Source organism: Chryseobacterium subflavum, assembly GCF_055762745.1.
In genome coordinates this window covers 1,181,292-1,202,036 of the sequence record NZ_JBVTMR010000001.1, presented here as the reverse complement: position 1 = coordinate 1,202,036, position 20,745 = coordinate 1,181,292, and the positions used below count along the sequence as shown (strand labels likewise).

The following is a 20,745-nucleotide window of genomic DNA, read 5'->3' as shown; positions in this document are numbered from 1 at the left end:
TATAGAAAATATTTACTGCAAGATAATGCAACTTCATGCAATATTTTATATATTTGTTGCAAATAATTGCAAAATGAAAAATAAAAAAGAAACGATCGCTATAGATATGGATGGTGTAATTGCAGATGTAGAGGCACAATTAATCGCCTGGTATCACAGGGATCATGGCATTTTAATCAGCCGGGAAGATATGATCGGTAAACCGGAACCGGACGCTTTTCCCAACAAAGAAATAATATTCGAATATCTGCAAACTCCGGGATTTTTCCGCACCTTGCCAGTGATGCCTGGTGCCATAGAGGTAGTACAGGAACTGATGAAAGATTATGATGTATATATTGTGACAGCAGCAATGGAGTTTCCGCTTTCATTATATGAAAAATACCAATGGCTGCAGGAGCACTTCCCTTTTATTTCATGGAAAAATATCATTATGTGCGGAGATAAGAGTGTAATCGATACGGACTACCTTATTGATGACCATATTAAAAATCTGGATTTCTGTAAGGGAAGACCAATTATGTTTAACGCAGGACACAACAGTAATATAGATCACCATCAAAGAGTAAATACATGGGGTGAAGTACGGACATTATTCAATGATATCAGGAATTTAAGTAAATCTGAAGCTGTTTAAGCCATCAGGAATAATCGTAACGATTTGATTTATCTAATAAACCGAAATAATTTACTCTAACAACTAACCCTTCCAATAATAGGAAGGGTTTCTTTTTACAGGAACATTTATCCTATAATAAAAGAAAACCGGTGAGATATGGCCTCACCGGTTAAAAAAACAAAAATTGATATGGATATGATTAGTTGTGTTATTTTTATTATACTTTCCAAAAAACAAACCGTAATAATTGAGAGTAATTATCTCTCTATTTCTTATTGTTATTTTGCTACAACAAATTTATATTTATTTAGACTGAATAAAAATAATAAACACCATGACATTTATCAGTTTAGCCTTATTTTAAGTATCCATAAGACTATAACGGGTATTTATTACCTGTCAAAGCTTATGTTTACCAAATAATCAAGCCACTTTTGTAAGTGGCTTGATTCATTAATCTAAATTAAAATATTCATCATATTGGGGGAATCATTGAGATATGATTCATAATACCCTGCCTGCTTCATTCTCTTTAATAATCCTTCAAAGTCTGAAAAAGAAGGAACTTCAATACCAACGATCGCTGAAGCAGTTTCCCGGGAATTCCTTTTGGTATATTCAAAAAAAGTAATATCATCCGATGTTCCCAAAACACTCAGAACAAATTCTTTAAGAGCACCCGGTCGCTGAGGAAATTTTACAATAAAATAATGTTTCAATCCTTTATAAAGCATTGCCCTTTCTTTAATCTCCTCCGTCCTTGTAATATCATTGTTACTTCCGCTTACAATGCATACAACATTTTTTCCTGCTATCTCTTCTTTACAGAGCTCCAGTGCAGCTATCGTCAATGCACCTGCAGGCTCAAGCACCATTGCATCCTTGTTGTAAAGTTCCAATAAAGTTTCACATACTTTTCCTTCATGAACAGCAATACACTCATGGATATGGTCCCTGCAGATTTCAAAAGCAAGGTCACCTACCTTTTGAACAGCAGCTCCATCTACAAATTTATCAATGTGCAACAATTCGATATTGGTTCCTGCTTCTACAGATGCCTTCATCGATGCAGCTCCCTTTGGTTCTGCAATAATGATTTTCGTTTGAGGTGATAAAATCGAAAACACAGTGATAATGCCAGCAGCTAACCCACCTCCTCCAAGTGGTACAAGTACAAAATCTATAGGATCTTTTGCTTGTTCCAGAATTTCCATGGCCAAGGTAGCCTGGCCTTCAATGATTTCCACATCATCAAACGGATGGATAAATTCAGCTCCCGAATTTTCACTGTATGCTATGGCCGCATTCTTTGAGTCATCAAAAGTATCGCCTATAAGCTTTATTTCAACATACTGTTCCCCAAACATGGCTACCTGCTCCAGTTTTTGCTTAGGAGTCGTGACGGGCATGAAAATCGTTCCGTTGATCTTCATTTTCCTGCATGCAAAAGCAACGCCTTGGGCATGATTTCCTGCACTGGCACAAACAACACCATTTCCGGTTTTATCATTTCTGTGGAGGCTGTAGATTTTATTATAGGCACCCCTGATCTTATAGGAACGGACCGGTTGCATATCTTCCCTTTTCAAAAAAATATTCGCTCCAATCTGTCTGGAAAGTCTAACGCTTTCCTGCAGTGGTGTTGTATTGACAATATTTTCCAGGGTTTTCCGGGCCTTTTTAACAGCATCTAAGGAAGGGAAAGTAATGGTTTTACTTTTCATATTCATATTCTCTATCCGGACGTAACGATCTTACGACTTTCCCGGCTTGCCATAATTCGCTGTTTCTCAATTCTTCAAGCTCTTTGTTAAGACCTTCCCTGTAATTTTCTTTACTGTTACTTGAAATTGATTTTTGTGATTCAGTTCCTTCTTTCACACTTTGATACAGCTCTTCAAATACAGGTTTAGTAGCATCATAAAACTTTTTCCACCAATCTAAAGCTCCTCTTTGGGCTGTTGTTGAACAGTTGGCATACATCCAATCCATTCCGTTCTCTGCCACCAAAGGCATTAAAGACTGTGTTAATTCCTCAACGGTTTCATTAAAGGCTTCGGAAGGTGAATGTCCCTGAGCTCTCAATACTTCAAACTGAGCCGCAAAAAGTCCCTGTATTGCACCCATCAATGAGCCCCTTTCTCCTACCAGATCACTATATACTTCTTTCTTAAAGTTGGTTTCGAACAAATATCCGCTGCCTACCGCAATCCCTAATGCAATTACTTTATCCTTCGCATTTCCCGTTGCATCCTGATGGATGGCATAACTGCTGTTCAATCCCTTACCTTCCACAAAAAGTCTTCTTAAAGATGTTCCGGATCCTTTAGGCGCTACCAAAACTACATCTACCTCTTTAGACGGTACGATATTAGTCTGGTGATTATAGGTAATTCCGAAACCATGTGAGAAATATAATGTTTTTCCAGGGGTAAGGTGTTTTTCTAATGTTGGCCAGAATTCGATCTGTGCAGCATCACTTAAAAGATAGCACAGAATAGTTCCTCTTTGTGCTGCCTCTTCTAATTCAAATAATGTTTCACCCGGAATAAATCCATCTTGTACTGCCTTATCCCAACTTTTAGAATTCTTACGTTGTCCGACAATTACATTGATTCCGTTATCCTGAAGGTTTAAAGCCTGACCAGGTCCCTGGATACCATATCCTAAAACCGCTACAGTCTCATTTTTTAATACATCCTGCGCTTTTTCAATTGGAAATTCTTCTCTTGTTACTACATTTTCTTCTACTCCTGCAAATTTAATTAATGCCATAATTTTGTTTTTAATTGTTATTTTTCCGGCCAATTCTGGCCACATTATAATATATTGAACTTGTGTTTTTTATTGATAAGCCATTTTTTCAAGGGCCGTCAGCTTTTTATGGAAAGCTTCATTGGATTTAATAACTGCTACTCTTCCGCTTCTGATAAACTCTATAAGACCATGGGGCTCCAGAAGGTCAAGGAAACGGCCTATTTCTTCATGATGTCCCACAATCGTAAAAACAGTATAATCATTTCTCACACTTACGATGGTTGCACCATATTGTCTTAAAATCCTTTCAACATAGAATTTTTCAGAAACGACATTGGTTTCTATTTTAAAAAGTGCCAGTTCCTGCCATACGATTTCTTCATTGGTATTGTAATATACTTTTATCACTTCTACCAGCTTCTGAATCTGGCGGGATATTTTCCTTACAGTTTCATATGTAGTTTCCACTACAATGGTAAACCTGGAAATACCTGTAATTTCTGTAGGTGAAACATTCAGGCTGTCTATATTAATCCCCCTCCTAGAAAAAACCGTTGCTATTCTGGCGAGTAATCCTACCTGGTTTTCTGTGAAAACGCTTATGGTGTATTCCTGTTTATTCATCATATTTATTTTTATTTTAAGCGGATTTCACTTACGCTGCATCCTTGTGGGACCATCGGGAAAACATTATTTTCTTTCCCTACTTTTATTTCCAGAAGATAAGATCCCTCTGTTTCAAGCATTTCTTTTAATGAAGATTCCAGGAAAGCTCTTTCTTTTACATGCTTTGCTTTAATGCCATAGGCTTCAGCAACAGCAGAAAAGTCCGGACTGGTGATATCCACGAAAGAATATCGCTTGTCATGAAAGAGTTCCTGCCATTGACGAACCATCCCGAGAAAAGAATTGTTCAGAACAATCATCTTTACCCCTATTCCGAATTGTGAAATAGTTCCCAGCTCCTGGATGTTCATCTGAAAACCACCGTCTCCGGCAATACAGATCACGTGCTTGTCAGGATTTGCCATTTTTGCACCTATTGCTGCAGGAAGACCAAATCCCATTGTTCCAAGACCACCGGAAGTGACGTTTCTTTTTGATTTTTTAAATTCAGCATATCTGCAGGAAATCATCTGGTGCTGTCCCACATCCGTACAGATGATGTACTCTCCATGGGTGAGTTGGTTCAGGTATTTTAACACCTCTCCCATGGTAAGTTCTTCTGTTTCCGGATTCAATTCCTTGTGTACAACCTCAAGATTTTCTTCACGATGCAGTTCTTTAAACTGATCCAGCCACTCTTTATGTGAGTTTTCTGAAAGAGCCTCAGTCAGCAGAGGAAGTGTTTCTTTACAATTACCAAGAACAGGGACATCCGCTTTTACATTTTTATCTATTTCCGCAAGGTCAATATCGAGATGAACTACTTTAGCTTGTCTGGCATATTGATCCAATTTCCCGGTTACACGATCGTCAAATCGCATTCCTACAGCGATAATCACATCACAATCATTGGTTAATTTGTTAGGAGCATAATGTCCATGCATTCCTAGCATTCCTACATAAAGCGGATGTTCTGTAGAAAGTGCTCCTAAACCCAAAGCAGTAGAAGCCGCAGGAATGCCGGTTTTTTCAACCAAATTCTGTAACTCTTTTTCTGCCTGTCCTATAATCACTCCTTGCCCGAAAAGTAGGAATGGTCTTTTAGCAGCGTTGATCAGTAAAGCAGCCTGCTCAATATATTCATGCCTGATTCGGGGTTTAGGATGATAAGACCGGATGGAATTACAGGCCTCATATCCTGTAAAATCGATTTCCTGAAGTTGTGCATTTTTAGTAATATCCACCAATACAGGACCCGGTCGCCCTGATCTTGCTATATAGAAAGCTTTTGCCAAAGCTGTCGGAATATCTTTAGCATCGGTTACCTGACAGTTCCATTTGGTAACAGGAGCGGTAACATTGATCACATCTACTTCCTGAAAAGCATCAGATCCCAAAAGGGATGCATATACTTGCCCGGTTATGCAAACAACCGGTGTGCTGTCAATCATAGCATCTGCAAGTCCTGTTACCAGATTGGTTGCTCCCGGGCCACTGGTTGCAATAGCTACCCCGGTATGGTTCGAAGACCTGGAGAACCCCTGTGCTGCGTGGATTGCTCCCTGTTCATGTCTAACGAGAATATGCTTTAAATCGTCTTTGTAATCATATAATGCGTCATAAATCGGAATGACAGCTCCACCAGGATATCCGAAGATCGTATTGACGTTTTCAGCTTTCAGGATTTCCAAAATAACTTCTGCCCCTTTCAATTTTTTTATGGTCTGTGTAGACCTTTCTGTTTCTAATGCATTAAATGTTGATTCCATTATATTCAATTTAAAAATCTGTTATACATCCCTGAGAGGCATCTGATACCAGCTTTGCATACTTGTATAACACCCCTGTTTTTACTTTATAATCCGGTTGTTTGAATCCGGCTTTTCTTTCTTTTAATTCTTCATCTGATATAATCAGGTTGATGGTATTCTTTACAGCATCTAGTTCGATCACATCATTGTCTTTAACCAAACCAATTAATCCTCCTTCAAAGGCTTCAGGTGTAATGTGCCCTACCACAAAACCATGAGTTCCCCCGGAAAAGCGCCCGTCCGTAATTAATGCTACATTCTTACCTAGTCCGGAACCCATCAATGCAGAAGTTGGTTTCAACATTTCAGGCATTCCAGGAGCGCCTTTAGGGCCTTCATTCTTAATCACAACTACATCACCTTCCTGGATTATTTTGTCTTCAATACCTTTGATAAATTCTTTTTCACCATCAAAAACCCTTGCTTTTCCTTTAAAAAAATTTCCCTCCTTACCTGTAATTTTGGCCACACAGCCTCTTTCCGCCAGGTTGCCGTACATAATTCGGATGTGGCCTGTTTCTTTTATAGGATTGCTGATATCTCTGATAATATCCTGTTTCCTATCTATAATTGAAGTAATATTTCTAAGGTTTTCTTCCATTGTCTTTCCGGTTACCGTAAGGCAGTCTCCATGAAGAAGTCCGAGATCCAATAGATATTTCATCACAGCCGGTACTCCTCCTACCTCATGAAGATCTTTCATCAGGTACTTGCCGCTAGGTTTCAGGTCAGCCAGCAAAGGTGTAGTATCGCTAATCTTCTGAAAATCATCCAGCGTTAAATGATGACCAATACTCTTTGCTATTGCAATGAAATGGAGGACTGCGTTCGTGCTTCCCCCTAAAACCATAATGATTCTCAAGGCATTTTCAAAAGCCTTTGGCGTCATGATATCGGAAGGCTTGATGTCTTTTTCCAGCAATATCCTCATATAATGTCCGGCAAACTCACATTCTTCCTTTTTCTCTTTGCTTAGAGCCGGATAAGAAGATGAGTATGGTAAGCTCATACCCAGTGCTTCAATCGCCGAAGCCATTGTATTGGCTGTATACATACCACCACAAGCCCCCGCACTTGGACAGGAGTTTTTGATGATTCCATCATAATCTTCATCAGAAAGCTTTCCTGCAATCTTATTTCCCAATGCTTCAAAAGCAGATACGATATTGAGATCATTGCCTTTATAGTGTCCTGCTTCTATGCTTCCCCCATATACCATGATCGATGGCCTGTTTAATCTCGCCATTGCCATTAGGGAACCAGGCATATTTTTATCGCATCCCGGAACTGTAATAAGACCGTCATAGTACTGTCCTGCACACACCGTTTCAATGCTGTCTGCAATCACATCCCTGCTGACAAGAGAATATCGCATTCCATCTGTCCCATTGGTCATTCCGTCACTGATCCCTATGGTATGAAACATCAGGCCAACAAGATTCTGTCCGTTTACTCCCTTTTTAACCAGTTCTGCCAGCCCGTTAAGGTGCATATTGCAGGTATTTCCGTCATATCCCATACTCGCTACTCCAACCTGGGCTTTATCGAAATCCTCTTTTTTAAAGCCGATTCCGTAAAACATCGCCTGGGTTGCCGGTTGAGTAGGATCCTGAGTGAGAACCCTGGAATATTTATTTAATGTTTCACACATACAACGCTTGTTTTAAATAGGAATAATCTTCTTCAAAAACCAGATGTCTGTAAGCTTTTTGAATCAAAGCAGACACACTGTTTTCCCACTTCAGTTTAAATGGAATATTATTCAATGATTCTAATGCAACCACTTCCGCTGCAGTACCACAAAAAAATCCGGCATCTGCTCCTTCCATTTCTTCAGGTTTAAAGAATTTTTCTTCGTAGCTAATCCCTAGCTGATCGCATATCTCGAACATTGTCGCTCTGGTTATCCCCGGAAGAATACTCCCTTTTGCCGGTGTATATAATTTTGCATCCTTTTCATAAAAAATATTAGCTCCTGAACTTTCCGCTACATTTCCATTGCCATCTAAAAGCATTGCTTCGTCAAATCCTTTATCTTTGGCTTCCTGCGATGCAAGAATAGAGTTTACATAATGACCACTCGCTTTTGCTTCTATTCTAAATGCCTTCGGATTGGGGCGCTCAAAAGAAGAGGTCATTATCCTTGCATGGTCGGATAAGTATCCGTTATCCCAACTCCACGCTTCAATAATCAAAGAACTTTTGTTTCCTTTTGAAAGGCTCATGTTAGGAGAGCAAATTACTAATGGTCTGATGTATGCATTACTTAAATTATTCATTTCCAAAAGCTTATAGGTCAAGTCAATCATCTCTTCCGTAGAATAATCAAAAGGAATCATCATTAATTCTGCTGATTTTTTCAGGCGGTCATAATGTTCTTTTGCCTTAAAAATTTTGGTCCCGTTCTTTGTTTTGTATGATTTAATTCCTTCAAAGACAGCATATCCGTAGTGAAGTGATTGTCCGTAAAGACCCGTAGAAGCAGTAGTAGCCTCCTGGAACTTTCCGTCATAATAAAGCATCGTTTTCTCGTTGTAATACATATTTATTTTTTAAATTATTTTAAGTTTAGACATAAAAAAAGCTATTCTCATCAGTCGGGTCAACATGGTAATAAATCCGATTCCAAAAGCAGTACATGAAGTTCTTTTCTAATTTTGATTCAAAACTAAGGCTTGTATATTTTCTATCTTTCATATTTCAATTAAAATTACAATATTCAAATCACGATAAAATAAATATAAAACACTAATAATCAATAATTTAAATTATCTAATTCTACAATAGCAGAATTATAAAAAGACTTCACTTCTGCATTATAAAATCATTAGTCCTACAGTACTTTGATTTGTTAGATAAAAAGCACCGGATGTATCATTGCTATCCGATTGAAAAGAATGATTGCAAACTCCGAATGATTTCAGAACCTTTTTCAGATTATGGAGTTTAAATTTTTTGTTGTAATACATATTTTAATTTTTTTAGATTTTTTAAAATTCGGGTATAAAAAAAAGCCATCCCGGATGAGGATGGCTTTCTAATAATTTTATAGAGTTTCAACAATACCATCGCTCATCACCGGAATCCGATAATGACAATAACGATAGTAATAATATTGTTGAATGTACTGTTCACTTTTATTTTTTGATGTGACAAATGTATAAACTTTTTTTAATTAAAAAAATATTTTATCATTTTTTTAATTAAATCTCAATAAAAAACAAAATGATTAATGGTATCTATAATCCTTGATAGAAAAGCTTAAGATGCAATTACAGACGGGAATAATTATTTCATTAAAGCATCGATTTAAATTCTGTTGGTCTCATATTAGTCAGTTGCTGAAATGTATTGCTAAATGCTGAAATATTGGAATAGCCAATTTCATAAGCAATCTCACTCATACTCAGAGTGGTATCTTTTAGTAATTCCATTGCACGAATGATCCTTACCATCTTTACATACTGGATAAACGAAATCCCCAATTTATTGGTAAATATACGGGTCAGACTTCTTACACTAAATCCAAATTTACCCCCTACTTCTTCTAGTGTGAGTGGGTTTTCTAAATTGTTTCGAACAAATTTTATAATTGCAGTAAGACGTTCATCACTGGTGGTAGGCAACTGGATAGAAAATTTTTTCAGATTCTCCTTAGGAAGTAAATGTTTCATAGTGAGAATAAATTCATATTCCCATGAATCTGGAAAGAAATCTCCATTCCAATCCTTTCCGAATTTCAAAAGCTCAGAAAGTAGATTACTTACAGGATATATCCCCAGATCATCGTAAAATGGATGATTAAATTTTTCTTCCTCCGGAAAGTAAATATTAATGATATCAAGATCCTTAGAATTGAACATCAAATTATGCGAGTACATTTTAGGCATCCAGATATAGTGACTGCGTGGAATGTAAAGATCTTTTTCTTTTGTTCTCAATTTTGCCATTCCACCAATAACCAAAAGCAACTGCCCTTTCTGATGCCTATGCATGGGTAGTCTTTGTTCCCATTGCTGACGGATCATCAATATGGATGCAGGATGAGCATCTACTTTTTCTCTTACTTCTTTTATCGTTTTCATAGGCAGGAGTCGATTTTAAAATTTTACAACAGAACACTGATAATGACTTATCAAATAGAGATAAACTTAAAAATATTGGCCAGAATAAACAAAAATAAGGCTAATATTATAAAAAGACTCATTTTAATCCACAATAATTTTGCCAGTATAAAAATGTAATCTGACAATGAAAAGATATATCATACTTCTGTACCTGGCTGTTTCGGCTGGTATAAAAGCACAAATAAAGGATAATCCCTCCGTATTGACATTGAATGAAATCTGGAATATATCAGAGTCACAAAACAAACAATTGAAACTTGCAGAACTTGCAAAAGAAGAAAGCGATATCAGTATTTTAGAAGCAAAAGATAAGCAATTACCAGAATTGTCTGTCGTTGGAGATTTTCGTCTTAACTCCAAGTTTCTTCTGTATGAAAATGGTCTGTTTTCGTCACCTCAAAGTGTTCCAATTAAGGGATATGGTTATGGATTGGGCTACAATCTGGATTTCAATCTTTATAGTGGAGGAAAAGACAAAAGAAACATTGAAATTAAAAAAGAAGAGAAAATACGCAAACAATATGAGTTTGAATTACAGAAAGATAATGTAAAATATATGATCGCTGCATCCTATTACGATCTGTACAAATTCCAGGAATTTGAATCATTTATTTCCTCCGAAATTTCTAGCGAAAAGAAGCAGCTATCCACCATTGAAAATCTTAACAAGAATGGTATTGTATTGAAGAGTGATGTATTAAGAATCTCAGTCAAACTATCTCAATTGCAACTCAGTGATTCGGATGTAAAAAAGAAAATTGATCTTACCAAGCAACGACTCAACATTCTGATGGGAAGAAGTAGTACTGAGCCACTGGCTATTTCTTCTGAAGATATTCTGGAAAACAAAAATTTACAAGGATCTAATTATGAAGACTATCTTGCAGCTGCACTCGATAATTCACCTGATCTTAAGATTGTTAACACAAATCAGACATTAAGTGAGCTTAATATTAGGCAGGTAAAATCAAGCCTATTACCAAGGATTTCTTTATACTCCAGATACAACTATACGTATCCTCAAATTTCATTTTATCCATACTCCAATGATCTCTGGGGATTTGGTCAAATAGGTTTAAAGGTAACCTACTCTGTAGACAATCTTTATAAGAGTAAACACACTATTGCTCATGCATATAACCTGAAAAAACAGGAGATTGAAAAGAGCCGGATAAAACAAGACGACCTATCGATTAAAGTAAGAGATGCTTTCCTTGAAAGAGAACAGGCAAGAGAAAGTGTAGAGACAGCAGAACTTACCATCCGTCAAAGTACTGAAAGTGTGAGAGTAATCAGAAACAGCTACCTCAATCAGCAATCTCTTCTGACCGATCTTTTAGATGCTGAGAACATTCTGTTACAAGCTAAATTCAATCTTACATCTGCTGAAGCAAATTTAAGACTAAGCCATATAAAACTATTGATTATCACAGGAACACTTTAAAATAAAATTATGAACAAGAATAAAACAGACCGTATTATAGTAGTAGCAACACAATGGTTAGGAATACTATTATTAATCGTAATCATCACTTGGGCTGTACTTCATTTCTGGAAAGGATATTGGTATGAGCAGACCAATGATGCACAGATAGAAGCTTATCTATCACCTATAAATGCTAAAGTTGGGGGATATATCAGCAAAATTTATTATCAGGATAATCAGGAAGTCCATAAAGGAGATACTCTCGTACGTATTGAAAGGGATGAATATGATCTTAAAAAAGAAACAGCTTTAGCAGAATTAGCGACATCGGAGGCCAAACTCCCTATACTAAGCGCCAGTGAACAAACCCAGATCAAAAATATTGATGTCATAAAAGCCCATATTTCAGGAATCAAAGCTAAACTGGATCAGCAGCAAAAGGAATACGATCGCTATAAAAACCTTCTGGCAGATGAATCGACTACTCAACAAAAATTTGATAATGTACATACTTCCCTATTAACCAATCAATCGGATTACGAAGAAACGCTCGCATCTCTTCGGGTAGCAGAGTCAAAACTCAATGATATACAAGCACAACGTTTCGCAATAAATGCTGAAATAAAAGTAAGACAGGCATCTATAGAAAGGCAGGATCTCGATATACGTTATACGGTAATCACGGCTCCATTTGATGGTAAAATAGGAAAAAAAAACATTCAGGAAGGACAACTGATTCAACCTGGGCAGACTCTGGCATTTCTTGTCAATAAATCGCAGGAGAAATGGGTGGTAGCCAATTTCAAAGAAACACAGATCAAGACATTCAAAATAGGCCAAAAGGTCAATATAGAAGTGGATGCTTTTCCAGGAGAAACATTTTCAGGTGTCATAGAATCCTTATCTCCTACTACAGGTTCCCGCTATTCTCTTCTACCACCAGATAATGCTACAGGCAATTTTGTAAAAGTAATACAACGTATTCCTGTAAGAATCAAACTTACAGAAACCAAGGAGAAACTGTCCGGGCTATCTGCAGGAATGAATGCTAATGTGTATATCAACAAAAATTAAAGCTAATGGAAGCCCACAATATGCCCATATTTAAAAGTTGGATCCCTGAATGGCTGGCCAGAAGCATTATTTTTACCATATTAATGGTCTCCTTATTCAGCTTTGCTCTGTACGGAAGGCCTATCAGTATGGCAGGATATTATGGAGTCCAGCCAACAGATGTTCAATATGCTATGGTACTTACCTATTCTTCTGCAGTCACTTTTTTAGCTTTAGATTTTCGTATTACTAAATATTTTGCACCCAGGAAATATCTGATAATAGGGTTAGCATTAAATTCGGTGAATTCACTCATCTGTTTTTATTCTAAAAACTGGGGATTATTTCTGGTATGTGGAGTCGTTCAGGGAATTGCCTGTGCACTCATTTGCAGTATCATCCTCAATATGGTTTTTTCCCGTTTATCTTCCACGAGAGCAAGAGTTATCGGTTACAGTATTTTCTATGCAGCCATACAGATCGCAGTTCCCGTATATGCTATTTATAGTAGTATTTTACTTGATGTCTTAGACTTTAACTGGCTGTTTTTCGGATTGATTTTAATGCTCATTACTCTGCTTTTTGTGATTTTAATAGGCATGAATTCAAAAGCCAGGTTTTCAAAAAAGATTCCTCTCTACAGAGTAGATTGGATCGGGTATCTCTACTATCTTACATTTTCCTCTGTTATCGGATACATTTTGATATATGGACAGCAGCTCAATTGGTTAGATAGTCCAGTTATTGTTCTGTTGGGTATGTTCTTTATCATCCTATTGTTTCTTTTTATAGTCCGGGAAAACAGGTTAAAACATCCATTGATTAATTTACAGATCTTTAAAGCCAAAAATTTTGTCATCGGTTTATTATTGCTTTTTGTTTTTTATATTTTTAAAGGAACAACCGGCCTTACCTATGGTTATATAGAAGTTGTCCTTGCCACTGATCCTCTCCATATTATTCCTGTTTGGATAGGCGTTATCTTAGGTACAGCAATCAGCATGGCAATCACTGCTCGTTTTATCTTAATGGGGATTTCCTTGATAAGAATTATTATCACAGGATTTGTCATCATGGCCTGCTATTATTTCTACATGTTACAATTTGTATCTTCTACGGGCGAAACAAAAGACTTTATTCTTCCAATGTTCATCTATGGAGTTTCTACAGGGGTCTTGTTTGTTCCTATTGTATCATTTATGGTTTCTTCAGCACCTCCAAAGGTTGCCTTCAATGCTGCTTTTCTTGGTATTTTTGCCAGATTCTTAGGATTTAGCAGCAGTATGGCTGTAAACAATTATACACAATTATATACCAGATCTGAAGCCAATGATAAACTCAGAGAATCATTGACAGAAACGAATCCCCAATTATCAATTACCCTGCAGAATATTCAACAAGCTTATTTGAATGCAGGCAACGATATGTATACTTCCAAAGGAGCCTCAAATGCTTACTTCAATTATTTTATAAAACAACAGATATTAATACGCTCAACAAAAGATTATTATGATATTATGCTGATCGGATTGCTTGTTGTAATTGTTATTTTGATATGCTTACCTGGAATTCAAAATATTGTTCTCAGATTGCGAAAAGGAAATGTACCTTATTAAACTGGTTCGTAAATTCCGTTTATTATGGACTACATTAACGAAATAAGAAGCAGAATTATATATTCTGCTTCTTATCCGTTTTTATCCTTTTATAAAATTCAAAATTATGACAAAGTCCTCACCTAGTTGTAGATAAGAAGGTTGTAATTAAGCAATTCTTGTCAATTGATCTAGTTTTTTCAACAATGTCGGTATTCTGTACAATCCGTGCATTTTCTCTATTTTATTTTTTAAGAAATCTACATCAACTCCTTTCGAAGTAAGAAATAACGGTGTTTTACTTTCCCCCCTATAGATTGTTCTCCGCTGAGAGTCAGGAGCGGAGAATTCATTTTTTGCAATTCCCACAACAGGATATTTTTCTTCTAATTTTTCATATAAATATCCTCCGAGTCCAATCTTACCTTCATTATTGAGAGTCACATAACCATCTACTAACAGAATATCTCCATTTTTGAGATCAATCTTTGATAATAAACTTAGAATACATGGAAGTTCCCGTTTGTAAAAAGCTCCACTTTCGTAATCAGAAGTTATAGGAGTTTTTTCACTGTAAGCTGCTGTTTCCAGATCATCTTCCCAGTCTTTGAATGCCAGACAGACTGTGTAGGCGTAATTCTCATAATAGTAGGTATCAAAAGCGTAAATCATCTTCAATTAATGGTTGAAAAATTCTCCAAAATGCCATAAAATACCAGAAGGATCATGCACGAAACATTCTTTTCCCCAATTCAGGGTTCTTACGGGCGTTAGTTTTATAGTATTATATTTCTCTGTCAAGTTCAAATCCAAAAGTTCCTGCCAATATTCATCCACATTTTCTACTTCAACAAAGATCATGGTATTATCAATCCACTCTTTCACATATGCATCCTGAAGATAGAATGCAATATCTTGTTTTTTAAATAATGATAATTTTTCTTCTAAAACAATTTCCTCAAATCCCAGATCCGTATAAAAAGATCTGCTTTCCATAAAGTTTTGAGCACCAATAAATGGTCGAATTGATTTCATTTTTTGTTTCATGGCTTTATTTGTTTCCAGGTTTTATAAGTCATTTCAAATTTAATTTCGTGCTTTCCATGAGTTCCTGTTTCATTCCAGCCTATCTTCCGGTAAAACTTTTCAGCTCTTGTATCAAAAGCTGTTCCCAGCCAAACACTTTTTTTAGTTTGCTGAAAATACCAATCCAGCATGATGTGGTGAAGCTTTTGCCCTACTCCAAGACCTTCAAAATCTGGGTGAACAAATAGTGCCCAAATGTTATTTTCTTTCAAATCAACAATTGAAAAACCGACAACCTGATCATTGATTTCACACACCCAACCTTTCCCTCTTTCAAATAAAAATTCTTCGCAATCTTTATCAGTAACAAGATCAGGATTTGACAATCTATTTTCTTTTACAGCATTTCTCACTATCTGTATCTGAAAAATATCTTCTGATTTCGCCTCTCGAATTACCATCACGTAATACTTCAATAAAAATAAATAAACAACTATATAATAAATAATTACATCATTTATATAAAGTAATTGATTATAGTATTTTATTATCTATTATTTTCTATCAACCGTAATTCTCTCCGGTCTGTTGGCAATTTCCCACGCTGTTGTGAATACCAGCTGAGCTCTTTTTTGCAATAAACTGAAATCAATCTTTTCAACATCATCGGTTGGTTTATGATAGTCTTCATGGATTCCGTCAAAGAAAAAAGCAACAGGAATATTATTCTTTGCAAAGTTATAGTGATCCGATCTGTAATACAATCTATCAGGATCATTAGGATCATCATATTTATAATTAAGTGCTAAATTATTGGTCTTTTTATTGGCTGCTTCATTAATTACTTTCAGCTGTGAACTCAGCATTTCCGAGCCTATTACATACACATAGTTTTTTCCTCTGTTTTCAGGATCATCCCTTCCGATCATATCGATATTCAGATCTACTACCGTATTGGCTAATGGGAAGACCGGATTGTCCGTATAATATTCTGATCCGAATAATCCATGCTCTTCTCCCGTTACATGCAGGAATAAAATGGATCTTTTGGGTCCGTTACCGGCTTTCTTAGCACTTTGAAAAGCTTTAGCTATCTCCATCACAGCTACAGTTCCGCTTCCATCGTCATCAGCCCCATTGTATACGATCCCGTTCTTCGTACCTACATGATCATAATGCGCAGAAACCACAACTATTTCGTCAGGCTTCTCAGAACCTTCAATAAATGCAAGGATATTCTCAGAATCAGGAAGATTTCTCCCTCCTCTCTGTTGCATGAAAGATGCGGGTACTTTCTGATAATATGAACCTAAAGCTTTTGGATAAGAAATTCCGAGATCTTTGTAAAATTTAACCATATACTCTCCCGCTTTTTTCTGTCCCGGGCTTCCGGTATCTCTGCCCTCCATTTCATCGGAAGCAATCACATATAAATTTTGCTTCAGGTCATCTAGCTTAATTTCTTTATATGCAGATTGAAAAGCTTTCTCAGACTTAGACATTGCCTTTGAAGCCGATTGTCCGTTTTGATTTTCCGATGTCACTTTAGCAGTTTCGCAAGAAGATAATATCGCGACAGCCAATAGTGGAATAAGTATTTTTCTCATTACAAAAATAATTTTACTAAAAGTAACAAAATTTATTTAATCTATAACCGATTCTAAATTTCCTTATATTTGATATAAACACGCAAAAGGTGGAAAATATTTACGGATTTACACATTATTCTTTTTTTACTGATATGTCTGAGCTGGCCGCAAAGCATAACAGTTATGATTTATCACTAGGGTTACCTGATTTTGATATTGATCACCGCCTCAAATATTACCTTAAAGAATCAGTTGATCTGATTCACCATCAGTACGAACCGCTTGCGGGTAGCCCGTCGCTTATAGAATCCATCATCAGGTTTAATGAAAAACGTAAAAATCCGATCCATCTGAAAAAGGAAGAGATCACCATAGTCCCTTGTACAACCTTTGCCTTATATACGGCTTTAAAAAGCATTATAAATCCCGGAGACGAAGTGATTATTATCCAGCCATCCTATTACACTTATGCTCCTTCTATTGTTCTCAATGGTGGTGTTCCTGTATATTATGATCTTGGAAATGATTTTGATATAGATTGGGATAAACTTCAATGCTGTTTATCGGAAAAGACCAAAGCAATCATTGTGAATTCTCCACAAAACCCCACCGGCAAAATATGGTCAGAACAGGATTGGAATCATCTTTATGATCTGATCAATCATCAGGAAATCTATCTTATATCGGAAGAAATCTACGACACCTATTGCTATGATGAACAGGAACATTACAGTTCCTTTTTACACAAAGAACTTAGAAAAAGGACGTTCTGCATTTTTTCCTTTGGTAAAATGTTCCATACAACAGGATGGAAAGTAAGCTATTTGCTTACGCCGGAACCTCTATCCTCTCAATTCAGATGTCATCAACAGTATATTTCCTATAGTGCCAATGGTCCTGCTCAATATGCTATTGCAAAATACCTTGAGGTTTTTGATCCCCTGGAAAACAAACTCCTGATGCAAAAGAAGAGAGATCTGTTCAATGAATTAATTAAAAATACGCCTTTAGTTGTTGAACAGCGGTCAGAAGGAAGTGTTTTTCAATTGGTTAACTTTAGAAACATCTCTAAAACCATGACTGATGTTGAATTTTCAAAGTGGCTGACCACAGAAAAACAGGTCGCATGCCTTCCTTTGTCAGCCTTTTATAATTCAAGGCAAAACTCTGATTATGTAAGATTTAGCTTTATTAAAAGCGATGATATGATCATCCGGGCGATGGAACATTTAAAAAAGAACCTGTAGCTAGATTGCTCCACATAAAAAAGCACCACAATTTGCGGTGCTTTTTGTAGATATTATTTTGAATTATAAAGAAAGGACCCTTACGTCAATCCTTCTGTTCTTTGCTTTACATTCATCGGTATCATTTTCTTCACAAACAGGGAATTGGGAACCATATCCCTCTGCTTCTACTCTATCTGAAGGTATACCCATTTCTAAAAGTTTCAGTTTAGCTGTTTGAGCCCTTAAGTTGGATAGTTTTTTATTACTGTCAGGATTTCCTGTATCATCTGTATAACCACCTAATTTTATCCTAAGACCCGGAAAAGCATTCAACAGTTCCGCTAAATTAGCCAGCTGAGCATCAGAACCCGCCTTAAGATCACTGGAACCACTTTCAAAATAAAGATTTTCAATTGTGTACCAATGATTAGGATCCAGAACAGATTGATTTTTGTTTTTTATGCTGTTATACATCTCAAACAGACGGCTGTTTTCTCCAAGTGAAATGGTTTTTCCATTGTTCAGCTTGATTTCCTTGATATTTCCGGTTTCATATACAAAATCTCCGTTTTCATTCAAATGTCCTTTGATTTCGGCTGGAGTTACAGTAATTCCAGAAACTCCAGGATCCATATTTTCAACACCTGAATGTGCACCGGCTTTGCTCAATAAATTTTCAATTGTCGCTTTTCTTTCAGCTTCAATCTTATCTTTATGTAAAGTGGCCAATGTAGGCGCAATCACCAAAGAAACAATAGACATTAATTTAATTAAAATATTCATCGATGGTCCGGAAGTATCTTTGAACGGATCCCCCACAGTATCACCGGTTACAGAAGCTTTATGAGGCTCTGAACCTTTATAATAAGTCTGACCGTTGATATCTACACCCTTTTCAAAAGATTTTTTGGCATTATCCCACGCACCTCCGGCATTATTCTGGAACATCCCCATCAGAACACCACATACCGTAGCTCCGGCTAAGAATCCACCCAATACTTCAGGACCAAAAATAAAACCTACTAATAAAGGAGATATAATCGCTATGGCTCCCGGAAGCATCATTTTTCTTATCGACGCATCCGTTGATATGGCAACACATTTTTCATATTCGGGTTCAGCAGTCCCTTCAAGAATTCCCGGGATCTCTCTAAACTGTCTCCTTACTTCTTCCACCATGGCCATTGCCGCCTGCCCCACCGCTGTGATTGCCAGTGACGAGAAAATAAAAGGGATCATTCCCCCTACAAATAAGCCGGCTAAAACATCAGCCCTGTATATATCGATTCCGTCAATTCCTGCAATTCCTACGAATGCCGCAAATAAAGCCAGGGCTGTTAATGCTGCAGAAGCGATAGCAAATCCTTTTCCTGTAGCTGCGGTGGTATTTCCTACAGCATCAAGAATATCTGTTTTCTCACGAACTTCTTTCGGGAGCTCGCTCATCTCAGCAATTCCTCCGGCATTATCAGCAATGGGTCCAAAGGCATCAATCGCTAACTGCATAGCTGTTGTCGCCATCATTCCGGCCGCTGCAATAGCCACTCCATAAAGACCGGCGCATAGATAAGATCCGTAAATACCTCCTGCCAAAACAATAATAGGAAGCAAAGTAGACTCCATTCCTACAGCAAGACCTCCGATAATATTCGTTGCGTGACCGGTCGAAGATTGTCTCACAATACTAGAAACCGGCCTTTTACCAATCGCTGTATAGAATTCAGTGATGATACTCATTAAAGTTCCTACCACCAATCCTACCATAATAGCCCCGAAAACACCCATTTTGGTAAATTCATGACCTCTTAATACCATTGTTTCAGGTAAAATATAAGTAACCAGGAAATAAGAAGCTACCGCAGTAATTACGATACTTCCCCAGTTTCCCAGATTCAATGCATTCTGCACACTGGAAGTTGAAGCTCCTTCATTGTCATTAATTCTGACAAATAAGGTCCCTATGATGGAAAAAATGATCCCGGTTCCTGCAATAAGCATCGGAAGCAGAATGGGAGCAAATCCCCCGAAAGAATCCACCGAAATTGTCTCTCTTCCCAGTACCATTGTTGCCAGAACAGTGGCTACGTAAGAACCAAATAAATCGGCTCCCATTCCTGCCACATCCCCTACATTATCTCCCACATTATCTGCAATGGTAGCCGGATTCCGGGGATCATCCTCAGGAATTCCTGCCTCCACTTTCCCTACAAGATCCGCCCCTACGTCGGCCGCTTTAGTATAAATACCGCCGCCCACTCTGGCAAACAATGCAATAGACTCTGCGCCTAAAGAAAACCCGGTAAGGATCTCAATCGTTTTTTCCATCTCATGAGAATCAACCGGAGCATCAGCAGCAAAGATCTGCTTAATGATCAGGAAAAGAGCTCCTAAGCCCAGAACGGCTAATCCTGCAACCCCCATTCCCATTACTGAACCTCCTGTAAATGAAACTTTTAAAGCTTTAGACAATGAAGTCTTCGCAGCTTCTGCAGTTCTCACATTGGCTTTGGTTGCTATTTTCATCCCAATAAAACCTGCAGAAGCAGAAAAAATAGCTCCTACCACAAAGGCAATCCCGATACTCCAGTGGGAATTAGAATTACTCATTCCCATTACGGCTAATAAGATCGCCACAACTACTACGAAATAAGTTAAAATCTTGTACTCGGCCTTTAGAAAAGCCATCGCACCGTCAGCGATATGCCCGCTGATAATTTTCATTTTTTCATTTCCGGCATTCTGTTTTTGCACCCAATTACTTTGTATAAAAGTGTATAGTAAAGCAATAACACCAAAAACCGGAATTAAATAGAACAAATCCATAGTTTATTATTTTTATATTAATAAATAGTAATTAGTTTTATAAATATAACAAAAATTCTTATGGTTTATTAAGACTAGGCCGAT

Annotated in this window: 17 protein-coding genes; 5 read left to right on the top strand and 12 right to left on the bottom strand. The window is 37.1% G+C overall.

Annotated elements, in window-relative coordinates:
• The first annotated feature begins 73 nt into the window (after nt 1–73).
• Nucleotides 74–637 carry a 5' nucleotidase, NT5C type gene (locus tag AC0INN_RS05100; protein WP_273647862.1) on the top strand — a complete coding sequence of 188 codons (564 nt, stop codon included), beginning with the start codon at nt 74–76 and terminating at the stop codon, nt 635–637.
• A 440-nt stretch (nt 638–1,077) separates the two neighbouring features.
• On the opposite strand, the gene ilvA is transcribed toward AC0INN_RS05100, so the two are convergent.
• The 7 genes from ilvA to AC0INN_RS05065 form a co-directional block, all read right to left on the bottom strand.
• Nucleotides 1,078–2,343, bottom strand: coding sequence for a threonine ammonia-lyase IlvA (gene ilvA, locus AC0INN_RS05095; protein WP_273647861.1), 1,266 nt, complete (start codon nt 2,341–2,343; stop codon nt 1,078–1,080).
• Nucleotides 2,333–3,394 carry a ketol-acid reductoisomerase gene (gene ilvC, locus AC0INN_RS05090; RefSeq protein ID WP_273647860.1) on the bottom strand — a complete coding sequence of 354 codons (1,062 nt, stop codon included), beginning with the start codon at nt 3,392–3,394 and terminating at the stop codon, nt 2,333–2,335. Before ilvC ends, ilvA begins: the two co-directional genes overlap by 11 nt.
• A 69-nt stretch (nt 3,395–3,463) precedes the next feature.
• Nucleotides 3,464–4,003, bottom strand: coding sequence for an acetolactate synthase small subunit (gene ilvN, locus AC0INN_RS05085; RefSeq protein WP_228457034.1), 540 nt, complete (start codon nt 4,001–4,003; stop codon nt 3,464–3,466).
• A gap of 8 nt (nt 4,004–4,011) precedes the next feature.
• A complete protein-coding gene (gene ilvB / locus AC0INN_RS05080; protein ID WP_306612067.1) occupies nt 4,012–5,751 on the bottom strand; it encodes a biosynthetic-type acetolactate synthase large subunit in 1,740 nt (579 codons plus the stop codon).
• A 10-nt stretch (nt 5,752–5,761) separates the two neighbouring features.
• Entirely contained in the window at nt 5,762–7,444 is a 1,683-nt protein-coding gene (ilvD, locus tag AC0INN_RS05075; RefSeq protein WP_273647858.1) for a dihydroxy-acid dehydratase, read from the bottom strand.
• On the bottom strand, nt 7,437–8,336 hold the full coding sequence (locus AC0INN_RS05070) for an aminotransferase class IV (RefSeq protein WP_172283179.1): 900 nt from the start codon (nt 8,334–8,336) through the stop codon (nt 7,437–7,439). Before AC0INN_RS05070 ends, ilvD begins: the two co-directional genes overlap by 8 nt.
• Nucleotides 8,337–9,089: 753 nt before the next feature.
• On the bottom strand, nt 9,090–9,878 hold the full coding sequence (locus tag AC0INN_RS05065) for a helix-turn-helix transcriptional regulator (RefSeq protein ID WP_306612065.1): 789 nt from the start codon (nt 9,876–9,878) through the stop codon (nt 9,090–9,092).
• 166 nt (nt 9,879–10,044) lie between these two features.
• On the opposite strand from AC0INN_RS05065, the gene AC0INN_RS05060 reads away from it, so the two are divergent.
• From AC0INN_RS05060 to AC0INN_RS05050, 3 genes are read left to right on the top strand one after another with little or no spacing between them, the layout of a single operon-like run.
• Nucleotides 10,045–11,364 (top strand): TolC family protein, encoded by a 1,320-nt coding sequence (locus AC0INN_RS05060; protein WP_273647856.1) that lies wholly within the window; start codon nt 10,045–10,047, stop codon nt 11,362–11,364.
• A gap of 9 nt (nt 11,365–11,373) precedes the next feature.
• Nucleotides 11,374–12,420 (top strand): HlyD family secretion protein, encoded by a 1,047-nt coding sequence (locus AC0INN_RS05055; RefSeq protein ID WP_172283185.1) that lies wholly within the window; start codon nt 11,374–11,376, stop codon nt 12,418–12,420.
• A 5-nt stretch (nt 12,421–12,425) separates the two neighbouring features.
• Nucleotides 12,426–14,015 carry an MFS transporter gene (locus AC0INN_RS05050; protein ID WP_273647855.1) on the top strand — a complete coding sequence of 530 codons (1,590 nt, stop codon included), beginning with the start codon at nt 12,426–12,428 and terminating at the stop codon, nt 14,013–14,015.
• 147 nt (nt 14,016–14,162) lie between these two features.
• Here the strand turns inward: AC0INN_RS05050 and AC0INN_RS05045 are convergent, their stop codons facing one another.
• The 4 genes from AC0INN_RS05045 to AC0INN_RS05030 form a co-directional block, all read right to left on the bottom strand.
• The gene (locus tag AC0INN_RS05045) at nt 14,163–14,666 is read right to left on the bottom strand and encodes an endonuclease V (RefSeq protein WP_273647854.1); all 504 of its coding nucleotides are present in this window, start codon (nt 14,664–14,666) and stop codon (nt 14,163–14,165) included.
• A gap of 6 nt (nt 14,667–14,672) precedes the next feature.
• Nucleotides 14,673–15,041, bottom strand: coding sequence for a VOC family protein (locus AC0INN_RS05040; RefSeq protein WP_172283190.1), 369 nt, complete (start codon nt 15,039–15,041; stop codon nt 14,673–14,675).
• A complete protein-coding gene (locus AC0INN_RS05035) occupies nt 15,038–15,481 on the bottom strand; it encodes a GNAT family N-acetyltransferase (protein ID WP_306612061.1) in 444 nt (147 codons plus the stop codon). Before AC0INN_RS05035 ends, AC0INN_RS05040 begins: the two co-directional genes overlap by 4 nt.
• Before the next feature lie 93 nt (nt 15,482–15,574).
• Nucleotides 15,575–16,627 carry a M28 family metallopeptidase gene (locus tag AC0INN_RS05030; RefSeq protein ID WP_273647852.1) on the bottom strand — a complete coding sequence of 351 codons (1,053 nt, stop codon included), beginning with the start codon at nt 16,625–16,627 and terminating at the stop codon, nt 15,575–15,577.
• An 89-nt stretch (nt 16,628–16,716) separates the two neighbouring features.
• Here AC0INN_RS05030 and AC0INN_RS05025 point away from each other — a divergent pair, with 89 nt between their 5' ends.
• Complete coding sequence (locus AC0INN_RS05025) at nt 16,717–17,856, top strand: aminotransferase class I/II-fold pyridoxal phosphate-dependent enzyme (RefSeq protein ID WP_273647851.1); 1,140 nt, start codon at nt 16,717–16,719, stop codon at nt 17,854–17,856.
• Between the two features lie 63 nt (nt 17,857–17,919).
• On the opposite strand, the gene AC0INN_RS05020 is transcribed toward AC0INN_RS05025, so the two are convergent.
• Entirely contained in the window at nt 17,920–20,661 is a 2,742-nt protein-coding gene (locus AC0INN_RS05020) for a sodium-translocating pyrophosphatase (protein WP_172283198.1), read from the bottom strand.
• Between the last annotated feature and the right edge of the window lie 84 nt (nt 20,662–20,745).